Source organism: Nitrospira sp. Vd2 (assembly GCF_979581665.1).
Genome location: NZ_CEFZSK010000040.1, coordinates 127,132 through 143,005, shown reverse-complemented (window position 1 = coordinate 143,005; position 15,874 = coordinate 127,132). Strand labels below are relative to the sequence as shown.

16 protein-coding genes are annotated in these 15,874 nt (G+C 61.5%); 7 read left to right on the top strand and 9 right to left on the bottom strand.

The genetic code is table 11. From position 1 onward, the window contains the following. Nucleotides 1-6: 6 nt before the first annotated feature. The 6 genes from AC1U7K_RS17360 to AC1U7K_RS17335 all read right to left on the bottom strand — a co-directional run bounded on the left by AC1U7K_RS17360 (nt 7) and on the right by AC1U7K_RS17335 (nt 6,609). Entirely contained in the window at nt 7-1,599 is a 1,593-nt protein-coding gene (locus tag AC1U7K_RS17360; RefSeq protein ID WP_480252995.1) for a hypothetical protein, read from the bottom strand. Further along, nucleotides 1,596-2,414 (bottom strand): outer membrane lipoprotein-sorting protein, encoded by an 819-nt coding sequence (locus tag AC1U7K_RS17355; protein WP_480252994.1) that lies wholly within the window; start codon nt 2,412-2,414, stop codon nt 1,596-1,598. Before AC1U7K_RS17355 ends, AC1U7K_RS17360 begins: the two co-directional genes overlap by 4 nt. 31 nt (nt 2,415-2,445) lie before the next feature. After that, nucleotides 2,446-4,809, bottom strand: coding sequence for an efflux RND transporter permease subunit (locus AC1U7K_RS17350; RefSeq protein WP_480252992.1), 2,364 nt, complete (start codon nt 4,807-4,809; stop codon nt 2,446-2,448). Nucleotides 4,810-4,941: 132 nt separating this feature from the next. Then, a complete protein-coding gene (locus AC1U7K_RS17345; protein WP_480252990.1) occupies nt 4,942-5,592 on the bottom strand; it encodes a response regulator in 651 nt (216 codons plus the stop codon). Then, nucleotides 5,589-6,329, bottom strand: a complete 741-nt coding sequence (locus AC1U7K_RS17340; RefSeq protein WP_480252989.1) for a sensor histidine kinase — start codon at nt 6,327-6,329, stop codon at nt 5,589-5,591. The genes AC1U7K_RS17345 and AC1U7K_RS17340 overlap by 4 nt, the downstream gene beginning before the upstream one ends. 10 nt (nt 6,330-6,339) lie before the next feature. Continuing rightward, the gene (locus tag AC1U7K_RS17335; protein ID WP_480252987.1) at nt 6,340-6,609 is read right to left on the bottom strand and encodes a hypothetical protein; all 270 of its coding nucleotides are present in this window, start codon (nt 6,607-6,609) and stop codon (nt 6,340-6,342) included. A 187-nt stretch (nt 6,610-6,796) separates the two neighbouring features. On the opposite strand from AC1U7K_RS17335, the gene AC1U7K_RS17330 reads away from it, so the two are divergent. After that, nucleotides 6,797-7,486 (top strand): acyl-homoserine-lactone synthase, encoded by a 690-nt coding sequence (locus AC1U7K_RS17330; protein ID WP_480252985.1) that lies wholly within the window; start codon nt 6,797-6,799, stop codon nt 7,484-7,486. Between the two features lie 428 nt (nt 7,487-7,914). Here the strand turns inward: AC1U7K_RS17330 and AC1U7K_RS17325 are convergent, their stop codons facing one another. Continuing rightward, a complete protein-coding gene (locus tag AC1U7K_RS17325) occupies nt 7,915-8,697 on the bottom strand; it encodes a helix-turn-helix transcriptional regulator (protein WP_480252984.1) in 783 nt (260 codons plus the stop codon). Nucleotides 8,698-8,776: 79 nt separating this feature from the next. Here AC1U7K_RS17325 and AC1U7K_RS17320 point away from each other — a divergent pair, with 79 nt between their 5' ends. Together AC1U7K_RS17320 and AC1U7K_RS17315 are read left to right on the top strand one after the other, a co-directional pair. Further along, complete coding sequence (locus AC1U7K_RS17320; RefSeq protein ID WP_480252982.1) at nt 8,777-10,270, top strand: OmpP1/FadL family transporter; 1,494 nt, start codon at nt 8,777-8,779, stop codon at nt 10,268-10,270. Then, nucleotides 10,270-10,620 carry a hypothetical protein gene (locus AC1U7K_RS17315; RefSeq protein ID WP_480252980.1) on the top strand — a complete coding sequence of 117 codons (351 nt, stop codon included), beginning with the start codon at nt 10,270-10,272 and terminating at the stop codon, nt 10,618-10,620. Before AC1U7K_RS17320 ends, AC1U7K_RS17315 begins: the two co-directional genes overlap by 1 nt. A 30-nt stretch (nt 10,621-10,650) precedes the next feature. Here the strand turns inward: AC1U7K_RS17315 and AC1U7K_RS17310 are convergent, their stop codons facing one another. Then, nucleotides 10,651-11,271, bottom strand: coding sequence for a hypothetical protein (locus tag AC1U7K_RS17310; RefSeq protein WP_480252978.1), 621 nt, complete (start codon nt 11,269-11,271; stop codon nt 10,651-10,653). A 294-nt stretch (nt 11,272-11,565) separates the two neighbouring features. Here AC1U7K_RS17310 and AC1U7K_RS17305 point away from each other — a divergent pair, with 294 nt between their 5' ends. Next, complete coding sequence (locus tag AC1U7K_RS17305) at nt 11,566-12,222, top strand: class I SAM-dependent methyltransferase (RefSeq protein ID WP_480252976.1); 657 nt, start codon at nt 11,566-11,568, stop codon at nt 12,220-12,222. A gap of 31 nt (nt 12,223-12,253) precedes the next feature. On the opposite strand, the gene AC1U7K_RS17300 is transcribed toward AC1U7K_RS17305, so the two are convergent. Next, complete coding sequence (locus AC1U7K_RS17300; RefSeq protein ID WP_480252975.1) at nt 12,254-13,084, bottom strand: hypothetical protein; 831 nt, start codon at nt 13,082-13,084, stop codon at nt 12,254-12,256. 189 nt (nt 13,085-13,273) lie between these two features. Between AC1U7K_RS17300 and AC1U7K_RS17295 the strand changes: the two genes are divergently transcribed. Genes AC1U7K_RS17295 through panC form a run of 3 tightly spaced genes read left to right on the top strand, consistent with a single transcriptional unit; the run spans nt 13,274 to nt 15,868 of the window. Further along, entirely contained in the window at nt 13,274-14,449 is a 1,176-nt protein-coding gene (locus AC1U7K_RS17295; protein WP_480252973.1) for an LL-diaminopimelate aminotransferase, read from the top strand. Nucleotides 14,450-14,465: 16 nt separating this feature from the next. Beyond that, nucleotides 14,466-15,023: a 2-amino-4-hydroxy-6-hydroxymethyldihydropteridine diphosphokinase gene (folK, locus tag AC1U7K_RS17290; protein WP_480252971.1), complete on the top strand. Its 558-nt coding sequence runs from the start codon at nt 14,466-14,468 to the stop codon at nt 15,021-15,023. Next, nucleotides 15,023-15,868: a pantoate--beta-alanine ligase gene (panC, locus tag AC1U7K_RS17285; protein ID WP_480252970.1), complete on the top strand. Its 846-nt coding sequence runs from the start codon at nt 15,023-15,025 to the stop codon at nt 15,866-15,868. Before folK ends, panC begins: the two co-directional genes overlap by 1 nt. The last annotated feature ends 6 nt before the right edge of the window (nt 15,869-15,874 follow it).

The following is a 15,874-nucleotide window of genomic DNA, read 5'->3' as shown; positions in this document are numbered from 1 at the left end:
GCGGCCTTACAGTGTGGCGCGGAGTTCGACGAAAAAGGACGTCGTGGGCTCCAGGCGTCCGAAGAACGATTCGCGGCGCCCGTTGAAGATGTCCCAGCCGATGTAGCCCTTCCACACGTCGGTGAAGGCATAGGTGAGCGAAGGGCGCAGGAAAAAGTCGGTGCGATTGGCGTTGAACACTCCGAGCAATTCGCCTTCGAGCGTCTTGTTGAACCAGGTGGCTTTGAGGCGGCCGGTCAGGCCTTCCTGGTAGCGGTCCTGCTGTTGATTGAAGATCACGTTGAGCGTGGCGATGTTCCGGAGCAGCGGGTCTTGGATCTGAAAGCGGTCGTGCCAGTTGATGATGAGCCGTTGATAGGCCTGGATATTGATGTTCAGGTCGTCGGTGATGTCCCGGTCGATCCCGAGAACGTAATAGAAGAATGGGAACTTGATGATGGGATCCGTGCCCGAAAAATTTTGCGTCTGCACGTACGCGGCTTCGCCGCGAAGTCCGTAGCGCCCGATCGGCTTCGCGAAGTCGGCGCCGATGACGTTTAACCGATTGTGGATCAGCACGGCCTCGGTCGTGGTGACCGGCCGGCCAACGGGAAAGACATCCAAGCCCTGGTAGTAGCTGACGGACCAATCGAGGTCGCCGGCCGTGCGGTCCAGCTTGATGGCGAATCCTTGATCCGGCCCCGCTCCGCTGTTGCGTTTCTCTTCCGTAATCAGGAATCCCGGAGGCCGTGCGATCGGAATCGTGTTCGGATTGAACAGCGGGAGCCAGATCAACGAGAGCGTATAAGGCCCGCTGTAATAGTTGGTCTTGATCCCGAACGTGCCGGTGCGGCGGTCTTCCTCGTCGCGGGCAGAGAGCACCGTGAAGTCTTTGGGCGTGAGGTTGTCCGTCGGGTTCAAGGCGTCGGCGCGCCCCCACGGGATGATCTGCTTGCCGATGCGCACGTCCACCGATCCGAAGTAGAGGTTCGTGTATGCTTCCAAGAGCCGGCCTTGCCTGGGCTCGCGTCCGCTGCTGACATCCTGATCGGTGAAACGGCCTTCGATTTTCGCATCCCCCCAGGATCCGAACTTCGGCATCGCCTTCGGCTGCAGGGTGAAGCCCGGGAGGCTGTGATTGTTATCGAGGCGCTTGGAGGCCGAATAGTAGTCAAAGCGACCGTGGCCGCCGATTCCCGCTTCTTCGATCCAACGCCGCCAGCGCGAAGGCTCCTCACCGGACGGTGCGGCAATAGATTCAAGCTCGGCCTCGATCATCGGCGTTGCGGGGGCGGGCGTCTCGACCGATGGATCGTGTGTAGGCGTGGGCGGTCCCTGAATCTCGGGTGACGTGCTAGGTATCCCTTGTGAAGGCGATGCGGCTGCCGGTGCGGATGGCGGCGACGGGGCCGCCGGCGGAGGGGGCGGCGGCCCTTGGATTTCAGAAGGCGCCGGCTGCGCCGGCGATGCCGCGGGTGCTTGGGCAGGTGCGGACGGCTTTACCGGTGGCTTGGTCGAGCGCGAGGCGCCCATCGCAGGGATCGCCGCGAGAAGGAACAGCAGCGCGACAGCGAGTAACGGACCGATCGTCGGCCCCGCTCCGTAGCGGCGTCCATTCATTTCTCCCGTTCCAGATACCGAGGCGTAAAGAAATCGTCCGGCACCGGTTTGGTGGCATCGAGCCCTTCGAACGTTAAGGTCGTCCGATGGCCGGTTTGGTGGTTGATGACTTCTCGACGGAGCGCCCACCACCGGTGCAGTTCGGGGTCTACCTCCTTCACCTGCGGCACCACTTGGGTTTTCAGTGGACGTCCCGCGGCATCGTCGTAGTCCACTTTCTTCTCCATGAAATTGCTCTTCCGGATCCACGCGACGCGGCGGGCGTAGCCGTAATCTTTTTTGATCTGATCGGTCGAGGGAACCGACTCGACGACATAGCAGTCCTCGCCGTCGAGCGCCTCGCTGCGAAGAAGCCGGTGCTGATACGTATCGACGACCGGGAGCAGGATATCGCCGTATGAGAAATCCGAGCCCACGAAGCTGTCCTTCTTATTGTTCGCCACGAGGCGGCGCACTTTCTTGAGCGCCGGCAAAAAAATCCACATATCGTCCTCGCCGTCGGAATGCTGGATCTGCAAGTACCCCGTGCCCTGCACGTCGCCCGGATAGAGAAAGCGGATCATGAGCTTGCTGTCGATGCCGTTCGGCTGCAGCACCGACACGCTGCGCATTTTCCGGACCCGTTGCTGGCCCTTGTCGTTGATGAGCGTCATCGTGCTCTCATTGGTGAGGCGCCGGACCTTGGCGGCGTAAAAATTCTTCTCCATGATCTCGCGCCCGGTCGGTTGGCCCGTCTCTGCCTGACCGTGTGTCATGAGCATGAGGACGCTCAGGAGGGCGAGGGATGATGAGAGGGACATCGATGTGCGCCGCACGATTGCTCCTTTCCGTTACGGGGGCTCGCCGTCACGCCGGCGCGCCGGGCGGGGTCGCGCGTTCCAGACGGGTGCCGAAGAGGTGCGCGGAAGAGAACACGAACGCCGGACGCGTGAGCACGAGCATCGCGGGGAGGACCGCCACAGCGGCGAGGCAGCTCATGGCCATTGCGGTGGCCACCAGGAAGCCAAGTCGCGCGTGCATGCCGAACCCGGTCAACATCAAGACGGAATACCCCGCGCCAACGGACAGCGCGACGTAGACGACGGCTTTCCCCGCCGTCGCCAACGTCCTCTCGATCGCGGCGGGTTCATCGGGTTGCCGGCTCATCTCTTCCCGGAACCGGTAGATCACGTAAATCGCGTAGTCGGCCCCGACCCCTACCGCCATCGCCGAGACGGCCGACGTGCCAATGTCCAGCCGGATTCCCGTCAGGCCCATGATGCCGAAGTTCACGATGACGGCCAAGACCAGCGGGATCAGCACGAACAGGCCGGCGACGGCCGATTTCAGGACGAGCGACGAGATGACATAAATGCTGACGGCGATCACGCCGATGTTGAGCAGTTTCCCCGCGACCATGACATCGTTCAGCGCCGCCCCTTGCGCCATGCCGCCGCCGATACTCACCGTGTAGTCGGCCGGGAATTCTTGAGCGATGAACGGCCGAAGCTCGCGGATGATCGCTTCAATGGCGGCCGTGCTGTCCGTCTTCAGGTAGGCCCAGATGACCGCGGACCGATAGTCGTAATCCACATAGGTGTCGAAATCGCCGGGATCGCCGGACATGGAATAGAGCAACAGATACTGCGCCGTGAGGTCCCGGCTCTCAGGAAGCCGATCGAAGGCGGGATCATCGCTGTTCATCGCGCGATGCATTTTACGAAGGAAATCGACGAGCGACTGGGTTTTGCCGACGACCGCATACCGCGTTTCCAACCGACGTTGGACGGCTTCCATGGCCTGCAGCACCGCCGGCTCCTTGATGGCGTCCGGCTCCCGTCCCTGGACCAACAGATACAGCGTATTGGTGCCGCCCATCCCGCGGTTGAGCGGGACATCGTCGACGCGCACGGGGCTATCGGGCGAGAAATTCCCCTTCAAGCTGTTGTCGATCGTGATGAGCGGGAGACCGGCGATGAGCAGCGCCAACCCGGCGGTCAGCGTGCCGAAGAGAGGCGCCCATCGACGCTCACTGATGAGCCGGGCCAGGGCCAGCAGGCGGCGATCGAGCCAGTTCGCGCGGCGCTCCTGTTCCATTTCCAAACCGCGCGGCGCCGACAGGAAAGAGCGAAAGGCCGGGATGAAGCTCATTTCGAGGATCATCGCCGATAAGATGCCGATGGCCGTGAACACGCCGAAGACTCGGATCGTCAGCGTAGGAAAGGCGGTGAGCGCGAGAAAGCTCACGACGGCGATGCTGCCGGCCGTCACCATCACCGGGCCGATCTTCACGAACGATTCGATGACCGCCGCCTGGGCGTCGCGCAAGCGTCCGTACTCTTCGTAATACCGTTTGAGAATTTGCACCGAGTGCCCGGCCGCGACGGCCATGATCAGGATAGGGGTCGTGGCGTTGAAGGTATCCATCGGAATCGAGAGCAGCCCCATCACGCCCAGGCCCCAGATCACACTCATCAGCGAGGTGACGATCGGGACGAGCATCCCTTGAAACGAGCGGAATGAGGTATACAGGATGACCATGATGACGGCGAGGGCGGCAAAAAAGAGGACCCCCATGCGCTCGGAGTAAATTTCCAGCCACGCGAGGTTGATCGAGATGCCGCTCAGATAAATACGAACGGTGGGGTCGCGGAGCGGCTCGATCACCGATTCCACCCGCTCCTTGATCGCGCGATAGCCGTGGAGCTCCGGACCGAATTTGAAATCCGCGATGACGACGGCCATCCGACCATCCTTCGAGACGATGGAATCGACGTAGATCGGATTCGCGTAGAGGGCGCGCTTGAGTTCGGCGAGTTCCGCCGGGTCGCGCGGCGGCGTCTCCATGAGTGGCCGCACCTGCATGCCCTCCTCGGTGCCGACGATGTCCTTGGCTTTGCGGGCGGACAAGCTCATAACGTTGCTGCGAACGACGCCCGGGATTTCCAAGAGCCCGTCGGTGATGCGGGCAAGCTTGTCCAGCACCGGCGGCTGGAATACATCGCCGGAGACACTCTCGACGCCGATCACGACGAGATTCCGGCCGCCGAAGATGCGCTCGATCTCGTTTGTGGCGACGACGTAGGGATGTTCCTGCGGGAGGCTGTCGTTCGGATCGACGATGACCTTGAGATTGCCGATGCGCGTGGCAAAGAAGAGCGACAGGGCGACGGACGCGAGAATGACCAGAAGCCGGTGGCGGACGATCCAGGTGATGTAACGACGAAGCATGGCCGTGCGGGTCGGCCCAGAATAGCGAAGGCGGTGAGGGCGGTCAAGGCGAGGCTGGTGTCACTCGCACCGTGCGTCGGTGCATCGGTGGACGATGTCCCTCTCGGCCATGAGGGTCGCCGCCGTCCGGGCCTATTTGGCGGCTTTTAAGTAGACCGCGGTGGCCTGCGAACGGCGCGTGACGTGCAATTTGTCGAACACGTTGGCGAGATAATTCTTTACGGTCTTGTCGCTCAGCTTCAGAGTGGCGGCGATTTCCTTGTTCGTCTGCCCTTCGGCGACGAGCTTGAGCACCCGTTCCTCTTGCGGCGAGAGCGAGACTGCTTTCTGACGCCCTCCAACGCCGTAGCGCGCTCGGATGAATGACAATGTGTGCGCGGTCACTTGCGGGTCCAGCAACGATTTCCCCGCTGCCACGGTCTGGATGGCGTTGAGCAAGGCTTTGTTGCTGATATCCTTGACCACATACCCTTGCGCTCCCGCAAGCACCGCGTCGAGGACCGTCTCATCGTCGGCATAGCTCGTCAGGAAGAGGACGCGGGTGCCGGGCGCCGCCGAAATGATATGCCGGCAGAGGTCGACGCCGCTCATATCGGGCAGGCGAATGTCGAGCAACACCAGCTCAGGGTGGAGCCGTTGGACGACGGTCAGCGCGTCCGCGCCAGTTCCCGCTTCGCCTACGACCTGTAGACCGGGGACGAGTTCGAGCATGGTCCGGAGTCCGACCCGGACGATTTCATGATCATCGACGATCACGAGCGAGAGCGTTTTGTGTTTGATCATTGGGAAACCCCCGGCCATTCGAAGACCACGCGCGTCCCGCGCCACGGCGCTGAGACGATGCGGAGGCGGCCGCCGATATGTTCGGCGCGCGCAGTCAAATTCCGTAAGCCGAACCCCGGGCGCGTCCCTCGATGGAGCCGAAAGCCGGTGCCGTTATCTTGAACTTCAATCCGGAGACGGTCGTGCAGGACTTCGACCGTGAGGCGCAGATCGGTCGCCTGTGCGTGCCGGATGGTGTTGCTGATGGCTTCCCGTACGATGTGCAGCACCTCGCGGACATGTTGCCGTGGCAGAAGCTGTTCGGCGAGCGGATGGAACGAGAGGTGCGGCGTGACCCCGCTCGCGGCGGTCATCGAGAGCGCCAGGGACCGGAGCCCGCGCTCAAGCCCCGATTCCGCGACCCGGTCGTGCCTCAAATCGGCGCGCAGGAACCCTCGCAGCTCTTCCACGGCTTCGTCCAGCTGCGCGACCGCCTGCTCGAGGTGCTCAATCGCGCGGGTAGGAGCCTCAGGATTCAGCAGTTTGGACGCGCGCAGCTTCAACCCCACGGCATAGAGGGATTGCAGCACGCTGTCATGGAGATCGCGGCTGATCCGCTCGCGTTCCTCTTCCAGTTGATGCAGCCGTGCCTCCAGCGATGGTGCGGCGCGGTTGCGCCGAGGTGGACGGGTATGGTTCAACCGCGCCACACGGGGCGCAGGCGGTTCGGTGTGGAGCATCTGTACTCGTGTGGCCATGTAAAGACCTCTACCCTGTGTGATCAGATCGTCGCACCGTGTCATCCGTGAACAAGTCCAACGCGTGCCCGATTCGGGTTTCACGACACCAAGCTGAAATGGCGGCTTTGACGTCGGGACGGAGCAGGTAGTCGCCACAGGCGGCGACGAGCGCTTCGAGGTTCAGCATCCCCCTTGGTCCCGTGAGGGGGGTGAATTTGAGCCAGACTTCTCCCGCAGTGACGTGGACGCCGAGCCCCGGCGGCTGCCGACTGTTGCCATTGTTCATTTCGTCAATCATGTACGCCTTCCATCTGAAGATTCGGTGTGTCCTGATCTCGCGCTCTCTTGGACCGCTCCGTTCTGTCGCACAAACATAGCGCGAGTCCGCCCGAGCGGCACCTGGCGGATCCGCCAGGTGACACGCAGACGAAATCCGGGGGATTCTGCCCGCGACTTCTGCACCGGACCTTTTCGGGGAGGGAGAGATGGAAACGGCAATGGTGGAGACGGGAGCGAGAGAACGTGTCCAGTTTCAGGAGGGGCCGTATCTCATCAAGACGGTTGAGAGCGATGCGGAGCACCGAGCGGCGTTTCGATTGCGCCATCGGGTATTCGCAGAAGAACTGCGATGGGTGGCGTGCCGCGTGGATGGGTTAGAGATCGATGACTACGATCGCCGTGGCGTGACGATTGCTGTCTGGGGACAGGAATCCGAGCTTGTCGGCATGGCGCGGATCTTACCGGGGCCCGGACCGTTCATGCTCGAGCGGGAATTCCGGTGCTTCGTCAGCGAAGATCACGTGATCCGGACAGAGCCGGATACGATGGAAATTACCCGATTGGCGGTGGCGCCGGAACTTCGCCGGCGTGGTGAGTCGTTGTCGGTGATGCGAGCAATTTTCAAGGGTATGTATCAATGGTGTCTCAATCAGGATGTCCGGTATTGTTACTTGGAGGTCGAGCAAAATTTCTTGCGTGTCACCCGTATGTTGGGCTTTCCGTGCGTGCCGATCGGCCCCGCGGTCATCATGCCTCCCGGCAATACCGTGTCACGCGCCGCACTTCTTGATTTGGAGCACTTCCGATCGTTGAACGCGGTACAGCGGCCGGCGTTTCTCCATTGGATGACGACCACGGAGCCCGAACCACCACGCGAGGCGCCGGCGGCCGCATGACTTTAGCGCGACAGGAACCGCCATACGGCACACTCGCCACGGTGGCGCGCCAGAGTTACCGACCGGCAGTGCCGACGCACGCTGGAAGCGGTGTCGCGGGGCGCGACTTAGATCCTAATTTTTGGACGATAAAAAGACTGCGGCATGTGCCATGACGCGTAGTGCAGTGCTGCCTGGATGTTCCTATCTGGACAAAATTGTGTCGCGCCGCGCGACACTGCTTACGGCGTTGGTGGGCCAAGCCGGGTCGGTACTCCGGCGCGTCACGGTGGCGGGTCTGCCGGACAGATGTTTCTATCGCGCCAAAAACAGGAAGGGAAAGTCGCTTGCGCGACACTGCTTCCGGTGTACTCTGCCATGGCCGGTTGGTAGGTCTGGCGCGTCACCGTGGACGGTCTGCCGGCCGAATGTTTCTATCGCGCCAAAGACTAAGCGGGTAGGAGACCGAGTTCGATCGCGCAAGCGACGGCTTGCGCGCGGGCGGTCACGTCGAGTTTGACAAAGATCCGTTCGACATGGAATCGAACGGTCCGTTCCGAGATGCCCATGATCACCGCAATCTCCGCATTCGTCTTGCCGAGCTTCACCCAGTTCAATACGGTCAGCTCCCGTGATGTCAGCGGCGCGGTGACGTTCGGCGGATTGCTCGGCGCCAGATGGAGCAGCACTTCGTGAAGCTGATCGGTGAGATAGTGCACCAACGGGACGTATCGCTGTGGGACGCCTGCCTCGGCGCCCGCAAAAGAAAAGAAGCTGATCACGCCTTGATCAGCCGCGTGTTGGCTGACGCTCACGCCATTGTCCACCCCGAACCCTTTGGCTTCTTCGATGAAGGCGAGTTGCTTCGGCGCCTTGGCCCCCTCGTAGGTGTGTGCCCAGACATGGGCGCCGGGCGCCCGCATCAATGAGACGAAGATCGGGTCCACCTCGGCATAGCCGTTCTTGGCATAGACGTACAGCCAATCGTTGGGATAACTGATGTTGAGGATTTTCGTGTACTGCCGGAAGCGGCCCTGCGCGTCTACCTGGGCGAGACCGCCGATGACCTGGGGAAATTCGAAGGAGGTTCGGATCTTGTGCAAGACCAACGTGACATCGTCGACTGTCCGTGTGCGCGCAATGTAGTGGCTGATCTCAAGAACGTCACGCAGCTCTCGCTTGCTGAGCTCCTCGAAGATATGGTCAGGAAAGACGGCAGCAGAGGGATTCATGTTCAGCCCTCGTCCGGTAAATGGCGGCCCAGAATACCACTAATCGCGGGCTAAATCTACGGGGTTTTTCCAGGCCCAAGTGGCTCGGGTCAAAGCCGACCGTTCGACGCACTATCCCAACTCGTGCTACTATCCCGCCCCGATGCTGCCACGGCCGAATGGTCCGATCCGGAACCGCGAAGGTCGTCGATGCTGCCGACTGTCCTTTGCACTCCTCACCGCCCTCGCCGTTCTGCTCGTCAAGACCGGCATTGCCGAACCCTCGGCGTTCCGCCTCTATAACCAGGGCTCGGCAGCATCAGCCCAGGCGAACGCGTTTACCGCTCAGGCCGATGACCCCTCGGCGATCCATTACAATCCCGCTGGAATGACTCAGCTCCGCGGCGTGCAATTCTACGGCGGGGCCTGGTTCGTCGGCGGGTCGACCCAGTTCACGAGCCCCACCGGCGTGACGACGTCGGGAAACTTCGGTAACAGTGTTGCGTCTCCGGTGCCGTTCAATTTTTATGCAACGGCGAATCTCGGCGATGTCGCGACGTCACGGCTCAGCGGGTTCACGGCCGGCATCGGGGTCGCCGTTCCTTTCGGCCTCGTCTACCAGTATCCGACCACGAGCCCTTTCGCCACCGCGGTGACGATGGAGCAGCTCCCGTTGATCGACATCAAGCCGACCCTGGCGTATGAAGTACTCCCCGGGCTCTCGATCGGCCTGGGAGCGGACATCTATACGTTTACGGGGATACCCGGAAGCTCGGGCGCGTTCGTGCAGCAGCTCATCTCATCGGGCGGGCCGGGGCTGCCGCCGGCCGGCACTCCTCTGGAGCTGAACGGCAAAGACACCGCGGCGGGCTTTAACGTGAGTGTTCTCTATTCGCCAATTCGCAATGAGCAAGGCAAGCCGCTGGCAAATATCGGGTTCGTCTATCGCAGCCAGGCGACGCTTCATCTGACCGGGGACTTTCTGGCCAATGGAGGGCGGATCACGAGTGCATCGACAACGGCCGTATTGCCGCAGTCGTTCACCGGGGGATTCGCGGTCTGGCCCGTGCGCACGCGCGATCGTGAGTGGAAATTGGAATTGGACGTCGACTATACGGATTGGAAGTCCTTTCGGTCGACCGATGTGCATCTCGGCACCGGCACGACGATTCTGTTCCCGCAAAACTGGCGCGGCGGCTATACCGTGATGCTCGGGACCGAATGGAAATGGTTGGAGGTCCCGCAGCTCCCCGGATGGGAAGTCGCGTTACGCAGCGGGTATTGGCATGCACAGGCCGTCGTTCCGGATGCGTCGTATAATCCTGCCGTTCCTGATGCCGATCAACATCTGATCGCCGTCGGACTGGGGACACTGTGCAAGGGGAGCGGTCGTTTCTTCGCGGTTATCCCGTGTAGCGGCGGCCATCCCCTCGCCCCGAAGAGCATTGGTTTGGACTTGGCCTACCAAGTTGCCTTGTATGAGCCACGGACGGTCGCCGGCAATCAGAATCCTGTGGCCATCCCCGGGGCGATCAACGGAGCGTATCACTCGACTCACTATGTCGGGACCTTCAACATCCGTTTGATGTTTTGATGCGGATGGAACCCGGCGGCCGTAAAGAGGTCTCCGACATTTCTTCGGCGAGAGAGGACCTTCGCCATCAGCTCGAGCAGTTCTATGCCGCGCTCCATCTCGCTCCCCCGTACGATACCGTTGAAAAGGCGCTGCAGGCACTCGGCGGCACGTTACAGTCGATGGAGCCCGATGAACGGATGCGCGTCCTTAGCGACGAGTCACGTCGCTGGAAGGCCTACCTCAATGCCGTTCGCGCTGCCGGTCTCCATCTCAAGCACCGCGGCATTATTCTCGGGCTCATCAGGACGAATCAGACCGGGCAGTTGACGGATGTGACGGCCAGATTCCTTGAAGCCTACCGGCCGTAACAGCGTTAAAGCTCAGCGGCAGAGGGCCCGTCACGGCGTGCCGACAGGGTCGCCATTCAGGAACGTCCGCAGTTCGGTATATGTCTGCATGAGGCGATGATCTTCGAGCCGGTAGGCCAATGCGACGATGATCAGTCCAAAGGCGAGGACTACAGCGCCGATCGCCGTAATGCCCACACCCATCGCGACGCCGCTGAGAGTCGCAAATCCGCCCTGGCTGATGTACGAGACCAGAAAGGCGAGGGTCCCCATCCCGACGAGCAGAAACCACACCAACGTCAGAATCGCGGAGGACCAGGGCACGCGCTTCGTGCAGATCACGTGCGTGCCTGCCCCGTCGGCCTGCCATTCGATCGTCCCCTTCAACGGCCACGCGGTGCGAAAGCGCCGGGAGAAGAGGTGGTACTGCGGGCGAAGCAGAATGCGGCGTTCGGCCTTCGCGAGGCGCGCGATGCCGTGCGAAAGTTGGAGGACGCCGTGGGCGTCAAACCCATACAGACCGAAGCAGGTCGGCGACACGTCGAGACGATCGTGAACGCGGGCCACTGGACACCCGTAGTGGCTGGCGGAGGGCGTCAAGCTCGTGAAGTGAAACCAATCCGCGATGACGAGCGCGAGAAACAGAAGCGTACCGAAGACGCCGGCGATCACGCAGTGACGTTATCACACTCTCGTTTGGCATCGCAGCTTCCTCGCGCGACGCTCGTTGGGTGTCATGCTCGCACCGACCATGCACAAGCGGCATTTCTGACAACACTCCTCTTGTAGAAAGTGTTGACTCGATCACGTACTTTCGCTACATTACGAACCGTTTCGTCAGGTGGGCCTTCCCGGCGGCTTCAATAGGGTTTCCCGCCTTAGTTCAGTTTCCCACTCGCGTGTATTGACAGTCACCGTCTCTGGCACGGAGAGCCCTCGGGGGACTGTTTTGTGGGGAGAGGACATATGGATTTAGAAAAAGTCGAACGCGTGTACAGCAGTTATGCCGGTGTCTACGATCACATCTTCGGGCCGTTCTTCAACGACTCACGCGAGGCGGCGGTGCGGCGCCTCAATGTGAAGCCCGGTGAGCATGTCTTGGAAGTCGGCGTGGGGACCGGGTGGGCGTTACCGCTCTATCCGAAGCACTGCCGGGTCGTGGCAATCGATCTCTCGACCGGCATGTTGGAGCAGGCAAGAAAGCGGATGGAAGCGCACGGGTTGACGCACGTCGAGCTGCTGCGGATGGATGCCGGGCAGATGGAATTTCCGGATAATACGTTCGATACCGTCATGGCGGCCTACGTCGTGACTGCCGTTCCCGACCATCGTAAGGTCGTCACCGAAATGATCCGCGTCTGCAAGCCGGGAGGCCGCATCATCATGCTGAATCATTTCAGCAACGGCAACAAGCTGATCGCGGCGGTGGAAAAGGTCATCTCTCCCCTGTGCAAGCACTTGGGCTTCCGTACCGATCTCTCCCTCAATACCGTCTTGGAAGGGACGTCGCTTCAAATCGCCCGGAAGGAGCGCGTCAATCCGCTCAAGTTCTGGCATCTGGTGGAGTGCGTCAATCAGAAGGCCGAAGCGGCCTTGAACGGGGCCGTGGCGGGGTCTCATTAGCGGACGCGGATGAGGCGCAGAAGCAGCGGGGTTAGAAGTCCCGTCCGAGGTGATGGGCGCCCAGCCATTCCTCTCGTTCCATCACGTGATTGCCGGCCAGGCACATCCCTGAAAATCCCCGAGCAATGACATCCGCCAGAGCGACGAGCAGTCGGCTGATCGTCTCCTCATGAGGATCCGACGCGCGCAGCGTGATGCCGAAACACGAGCCGTCGAGGGGTCCGAAGGCTTGGATCGAGACGCCGGCGCTTGCGGGCAGCCCGTGCGTCGACGCGGGGAGAAAGACGCCGGTCCAGCGAATGCCGGGATGTATCGGCGCTTGTGGCCGAACTTCCCGCCACACGCATGGTACGCCGGCCCGGTCGAGTTGTTCGAGGAACCAGTCGGCAGTCGGCAATTGTCCGGTTTCGGCTTGAAATGTCCACTCGGTCATCCCGCTGCGAATCGGCCGGACCGAGCCGGGCCGGGAAATTTCTTCGAGCACCGCTTCATCGCAAATCACGTACAGTTCGCCGCCCGGGTCGAACCAAAAGCGTAAGCGCCCGCCTGAAATTTCGGCGTGAAGCGATGCGATCTCGGAAAAATCGGCCCCTTCCTGTTCAAAGATCGAGAAATCCGTCACGCCCTTCATGGTCAGTTTCGCCACCCGGCTCACCGAGTAGAAGCCCTCGATGCCCCGAAGGGCGACGTCATAGCGGATCACGGCGCTGATGGCGGTGCCCGCCGTGATTTCACGCGCGGTCGACTCATCGAAGATCCGCTGCTTCTGAACCAGCAATTCAGTGATATGGCCGCCGGGAAATGCCTGCGTGTGGTGCAACAGCCACGCAAGATCATCGGCGCTTTTGATATGGCGAATCATCGCGAACATTGTAGCCGACGGTCACGGAAAGCGCTACCAACCGGAAGCGCACGGCAGACGAGCGAATAGCGATGCTTGACAGATGGCCTCCTCGCGGGGTGCGTGACGTTGATTCCCCGCACTTCTGTGCAGTACCCTAGGCCTCAGATTTCGGGGTCACGGGATCTGACGGAGAAAGGAGCAGCGGGAATGGCCGGATTTCCAATCGAGGTTGCCAGTCGAATCAAAACACTGCCGCCGTACTTGTTCGCCGCGATCGACGAGATGAAGCAAAAGGCGATTGCCCGTGGCGTGGACATCATTAATCTCGGCATCGGTGATCCTGACTTGCCGACACCGGCTCCGATCATCGAACGGGTCAAGCGCGCAGCGGCAAATCCCAAGAATCATCAGTATCCATCCTATGAAGGGCTACTGACCTTTCGTTCGGCCGTCGCCGACTGGTACAAGCGGCGGTTCGGCGTCTCCCTCGATCCCGCCACCGAGGTGTTGACCCTCATCGGCTCCAAAGAAGGCATCGGGCATATCCCGCTCGCCTTTGTCGACCCCGGGGATATCGTGCTCGTGCCGAGTCCGGGCTATCCCGTCTATCCTGTGGGCACGACCTTCGCCGGAGGGGTGCCATATGTGATGCCGTTGCTCAAGCAGAACGGATTTTTGCCTGACCTCACGGCGATTCCGAACGACATCGCCGGACGCGCCAAGTTGATGTTCATCAATTCGCCGAACAACCCGACCTCGGTCGTCGCCGGCCGTGAGTTCTTCACACGCGTGGTCGACTTTGCGCAGCGACATCAGATCATTGTGTGCCACGATGCGGCGTATTCGGAAATTTATTTCGACGGCCAGCGGCCCGCGAGCTTTTTGGAAGTCGATGGCGCGAAGGACGTCGGCATCGAGTTCCATTCGCTCTCGAAAACCTACAACATGACGGGCTGGCGCATCGGCTTTGCGGTCGGCCACAAGCAGGTGCTGGCCGGACTCGGTAAGGTGAAAAGCAACTTGGATTCGGGCGTTTTTCAGGCCGTCCAGGAGGCGGGGATCGCGGCGCTCCAGCTTGACGAGAAAGTGACTGACGATCTCAGGGCGATTTACCAGGAGCGACGCGATGTGCTGGTTCCCGGTCTGAGAAAGCTCGGGCTGGAAGTGGAAACACCGCGCGCCGCTTTCTATGTGTGGGTCACCGTGCCGAAAGGCTATACGTCGACCTCCTTTACGGCTCATGTCCTGGAGAAGGCCGGCGTCGTGACGACGCCCGGGAACGGCTTTGGGCAGCCGGGCGAAGGCTACATTCGGATGACGGTCACCACGTCCAAGGAGCGGTTGGCAGAGGCGGTCCAGCGACTTGAGAAAGTAGGATTGTGAGCCGGCTCTCGAACCTATGGCGGTAACCGCTTTTCTCGCATTTGGCTCAAATCAAGGGGACCGTGTGGATCTGTGCGCTCGGGCGGTCACCCTGTTGGGCCTGTTGCCACAGTCCAGGCTCGTGGCGGTGTCGTCGCTGTATGAAACGGAGCCGATCGTCGATGAGCACTCGAATCCCGGCACTGGGTGGTTTCTCAACGGAGTGGTCCAGATCGAGACGGAGCTGTCCCTTCGGCGCGTGTGGGAAATATGCCGCGAGATCGAGCGAGCGTTGGGACGCGATGAGGCGCGCCGGGGTGGGCCGCGTTCGATGGACCTCGATGTCTTGTCGTACGGTTCAGAAATAGTTGAAACCGCCGATCTCATCGTGCCCCACCCCCGGCTGCATACACGGCGGTTCGTACTGGTCCCGTTGGTCGAGTTGGCTCCCGATTGGCGTCATCCGGTGAGCGGCCGAACCGCTCGTGAGCTGCTCGACTCGCTGACCGATTCTTCCGTCGTGCGGCGATTGGAGCCGCAACCCGCCTCACGGTATGGCGCCAAGCCCGCCTGTACCGGCTCTCGTCCGTCTTGATGCGTACCATCCGAACGGTCCGCCAATTGATCGCCTGGAGAAGCGCGCTTCAGCGAGAGCGCGTTACCATAGCGCTGGTCCCAACGATGGGAGCTCTTCACGACGGCCATCGTACGCTGATCCGCGCGGCGCGTCTCGCGTGCGATGCCGTCGTGGTCAGCATCTTCGTCAATCCGACGCAGTTCGGGCCGGGCGAGGATTTGGACCGCTATCCGCGTCCCTTTCGCCGTGACGCTGCCATGTGTCGCGCCGAGGGGGTCGATGTCATCTTCGCTCCACCACGCGAGGAAATGTATCACGCCGATCACCGAACCTTGGTGATCGTGGCCGGCGTGTCACGCCGATGGGAGGGGGAAGCGCGCCCGGGGCATTTCGAAGGGGTCGCGACCGTCGTCACCAAATTGCTCAGCCTCGTCCAGCCTGATCAAACGTTCTTCGGGCAGAAGGACTACCAGCAGAGCGTGGTCGTGCGCCGCCTGGCGAGCGACTTGAATCTCCCAGGCCGCATTATCGTCTGCCCCACGGTTCGAGAGCCCGACGGGCTGGCGCTCAGCTCGCGCAACGTCTATCTGACGCCGGAAGACCGAAAGGCGGCCTCGATCCTCTATCAGGCGCTCAAGGCCGGCGAGGCGGCGGTACGGAGGGGAACGGGGGATGCGCACACGATTCGACGCGTGATGCAAGGTACGCTGAAACGCGAGCGCCGCGTTCGAATCGATTATCTTGCCGTCTGCGATCCCGAGTCACTCGAGCCGGTCGCGCGGATCGAGCGCCGCGTCGCCCTGCTCGGCGCGATTCGCCTCAGCGGCATTCGCCTCATCGACAATCTTCTCGTCGGTGTGTGATAGGCG

Bases quoted from the DNA above. Each gene is read 5' to 3' on its own strand.
- AC1U7K_RS17335 (WP_480252987.1), bottom strand. From the start codon at position 6,609: ATGATTGACGAAATGAACAATGGCAACAGTCGGCAGCCGCCGGGGCTC.
- AC1U7K_RS17305 (WP_480252976.1), top strand. From the start codon at position 11,566: ATGGATTTAGAAAAAGTCGAACGCGTGTACAGCAGTTATGCCGGTGTC.
- AC1U7K_RS17340 (WP_480252989.1), bottom strand. From the start codon at position 6,329: ATGGCCACACGAGTACAGATGCTCCACACCGAACCGCCTGCGCCCCGT.
- AC1U7K_RS17345 (WP_480252990.1), bottom strand. From the start codon at position 5,592: ATGATCAAACACAAAACGCTCTCGCTCGTGATCGTCGATGATCATGAA.
- folK (WP_480252971.1), top strand. From the start codon at position 14,466: ATGGCGGTAACCGCTTTTCTCGCATTTGGCTCAAATCAAGGGGACCGT.
- AC1U7K_RS17330 (WP_480252985.1), top strand. From the start codon at position 6,797: ATGGAAACGGCAATGGTGGAGACGGGAGCGAGAGAACGTGTCCAGTTT.
- panC (WP_480252970.1), top strand. From the start codon at position 15,023: ATGCGTACCATCCGAACGGTCCGCCAATTGATCGCCTGGAGAAGCGCG.
- AC1U7K_RS17350 (WP_480252992.1), bottom strand. From the start codon at position 4,809: ATGCTTCGTCGTTACATCACCTGGATCGTCCGCCACCGGCTTCTGGTC.
- AC1U7K_RS17360 (WP_480252995.1), bottom strand. From the start codon at position 1,599: ATGAATGGACGCCGCTACGGAGCGGGGCCGACGATCGGTCCGTTACTC.
- AC1U7K_RS17325 (WP_480252984.1), bottom strand. From the start codon at position 8,697: ATGAATCCCTCTGCTGCCGTCTTTCCTGACCATATCTTCGAGGAGCTC.
- AC1U7K_RS17300 (WP_480252975.1), bottom strand. From the start codon at position 13,084: ATGATTCGCCATATCAAAAGCGCCGATGATCTTGCGTGGCTGTTGCAC.
- AC1U7K_RS17295 (WP_480252973.1), top strand. From the start codon at position 13,274: ATGGCCGGATTTCCAATCGAGGTTGCCAGTCGAATCAAAACACTGCCG.
- AC1U7K_RS17315 (WP_480252980.1), top strand. From the start codon at position 10,270: ATGCGGATGGAACCCGGCGGCCGTAAAGAGGTCTCCGACATTTCTTCG.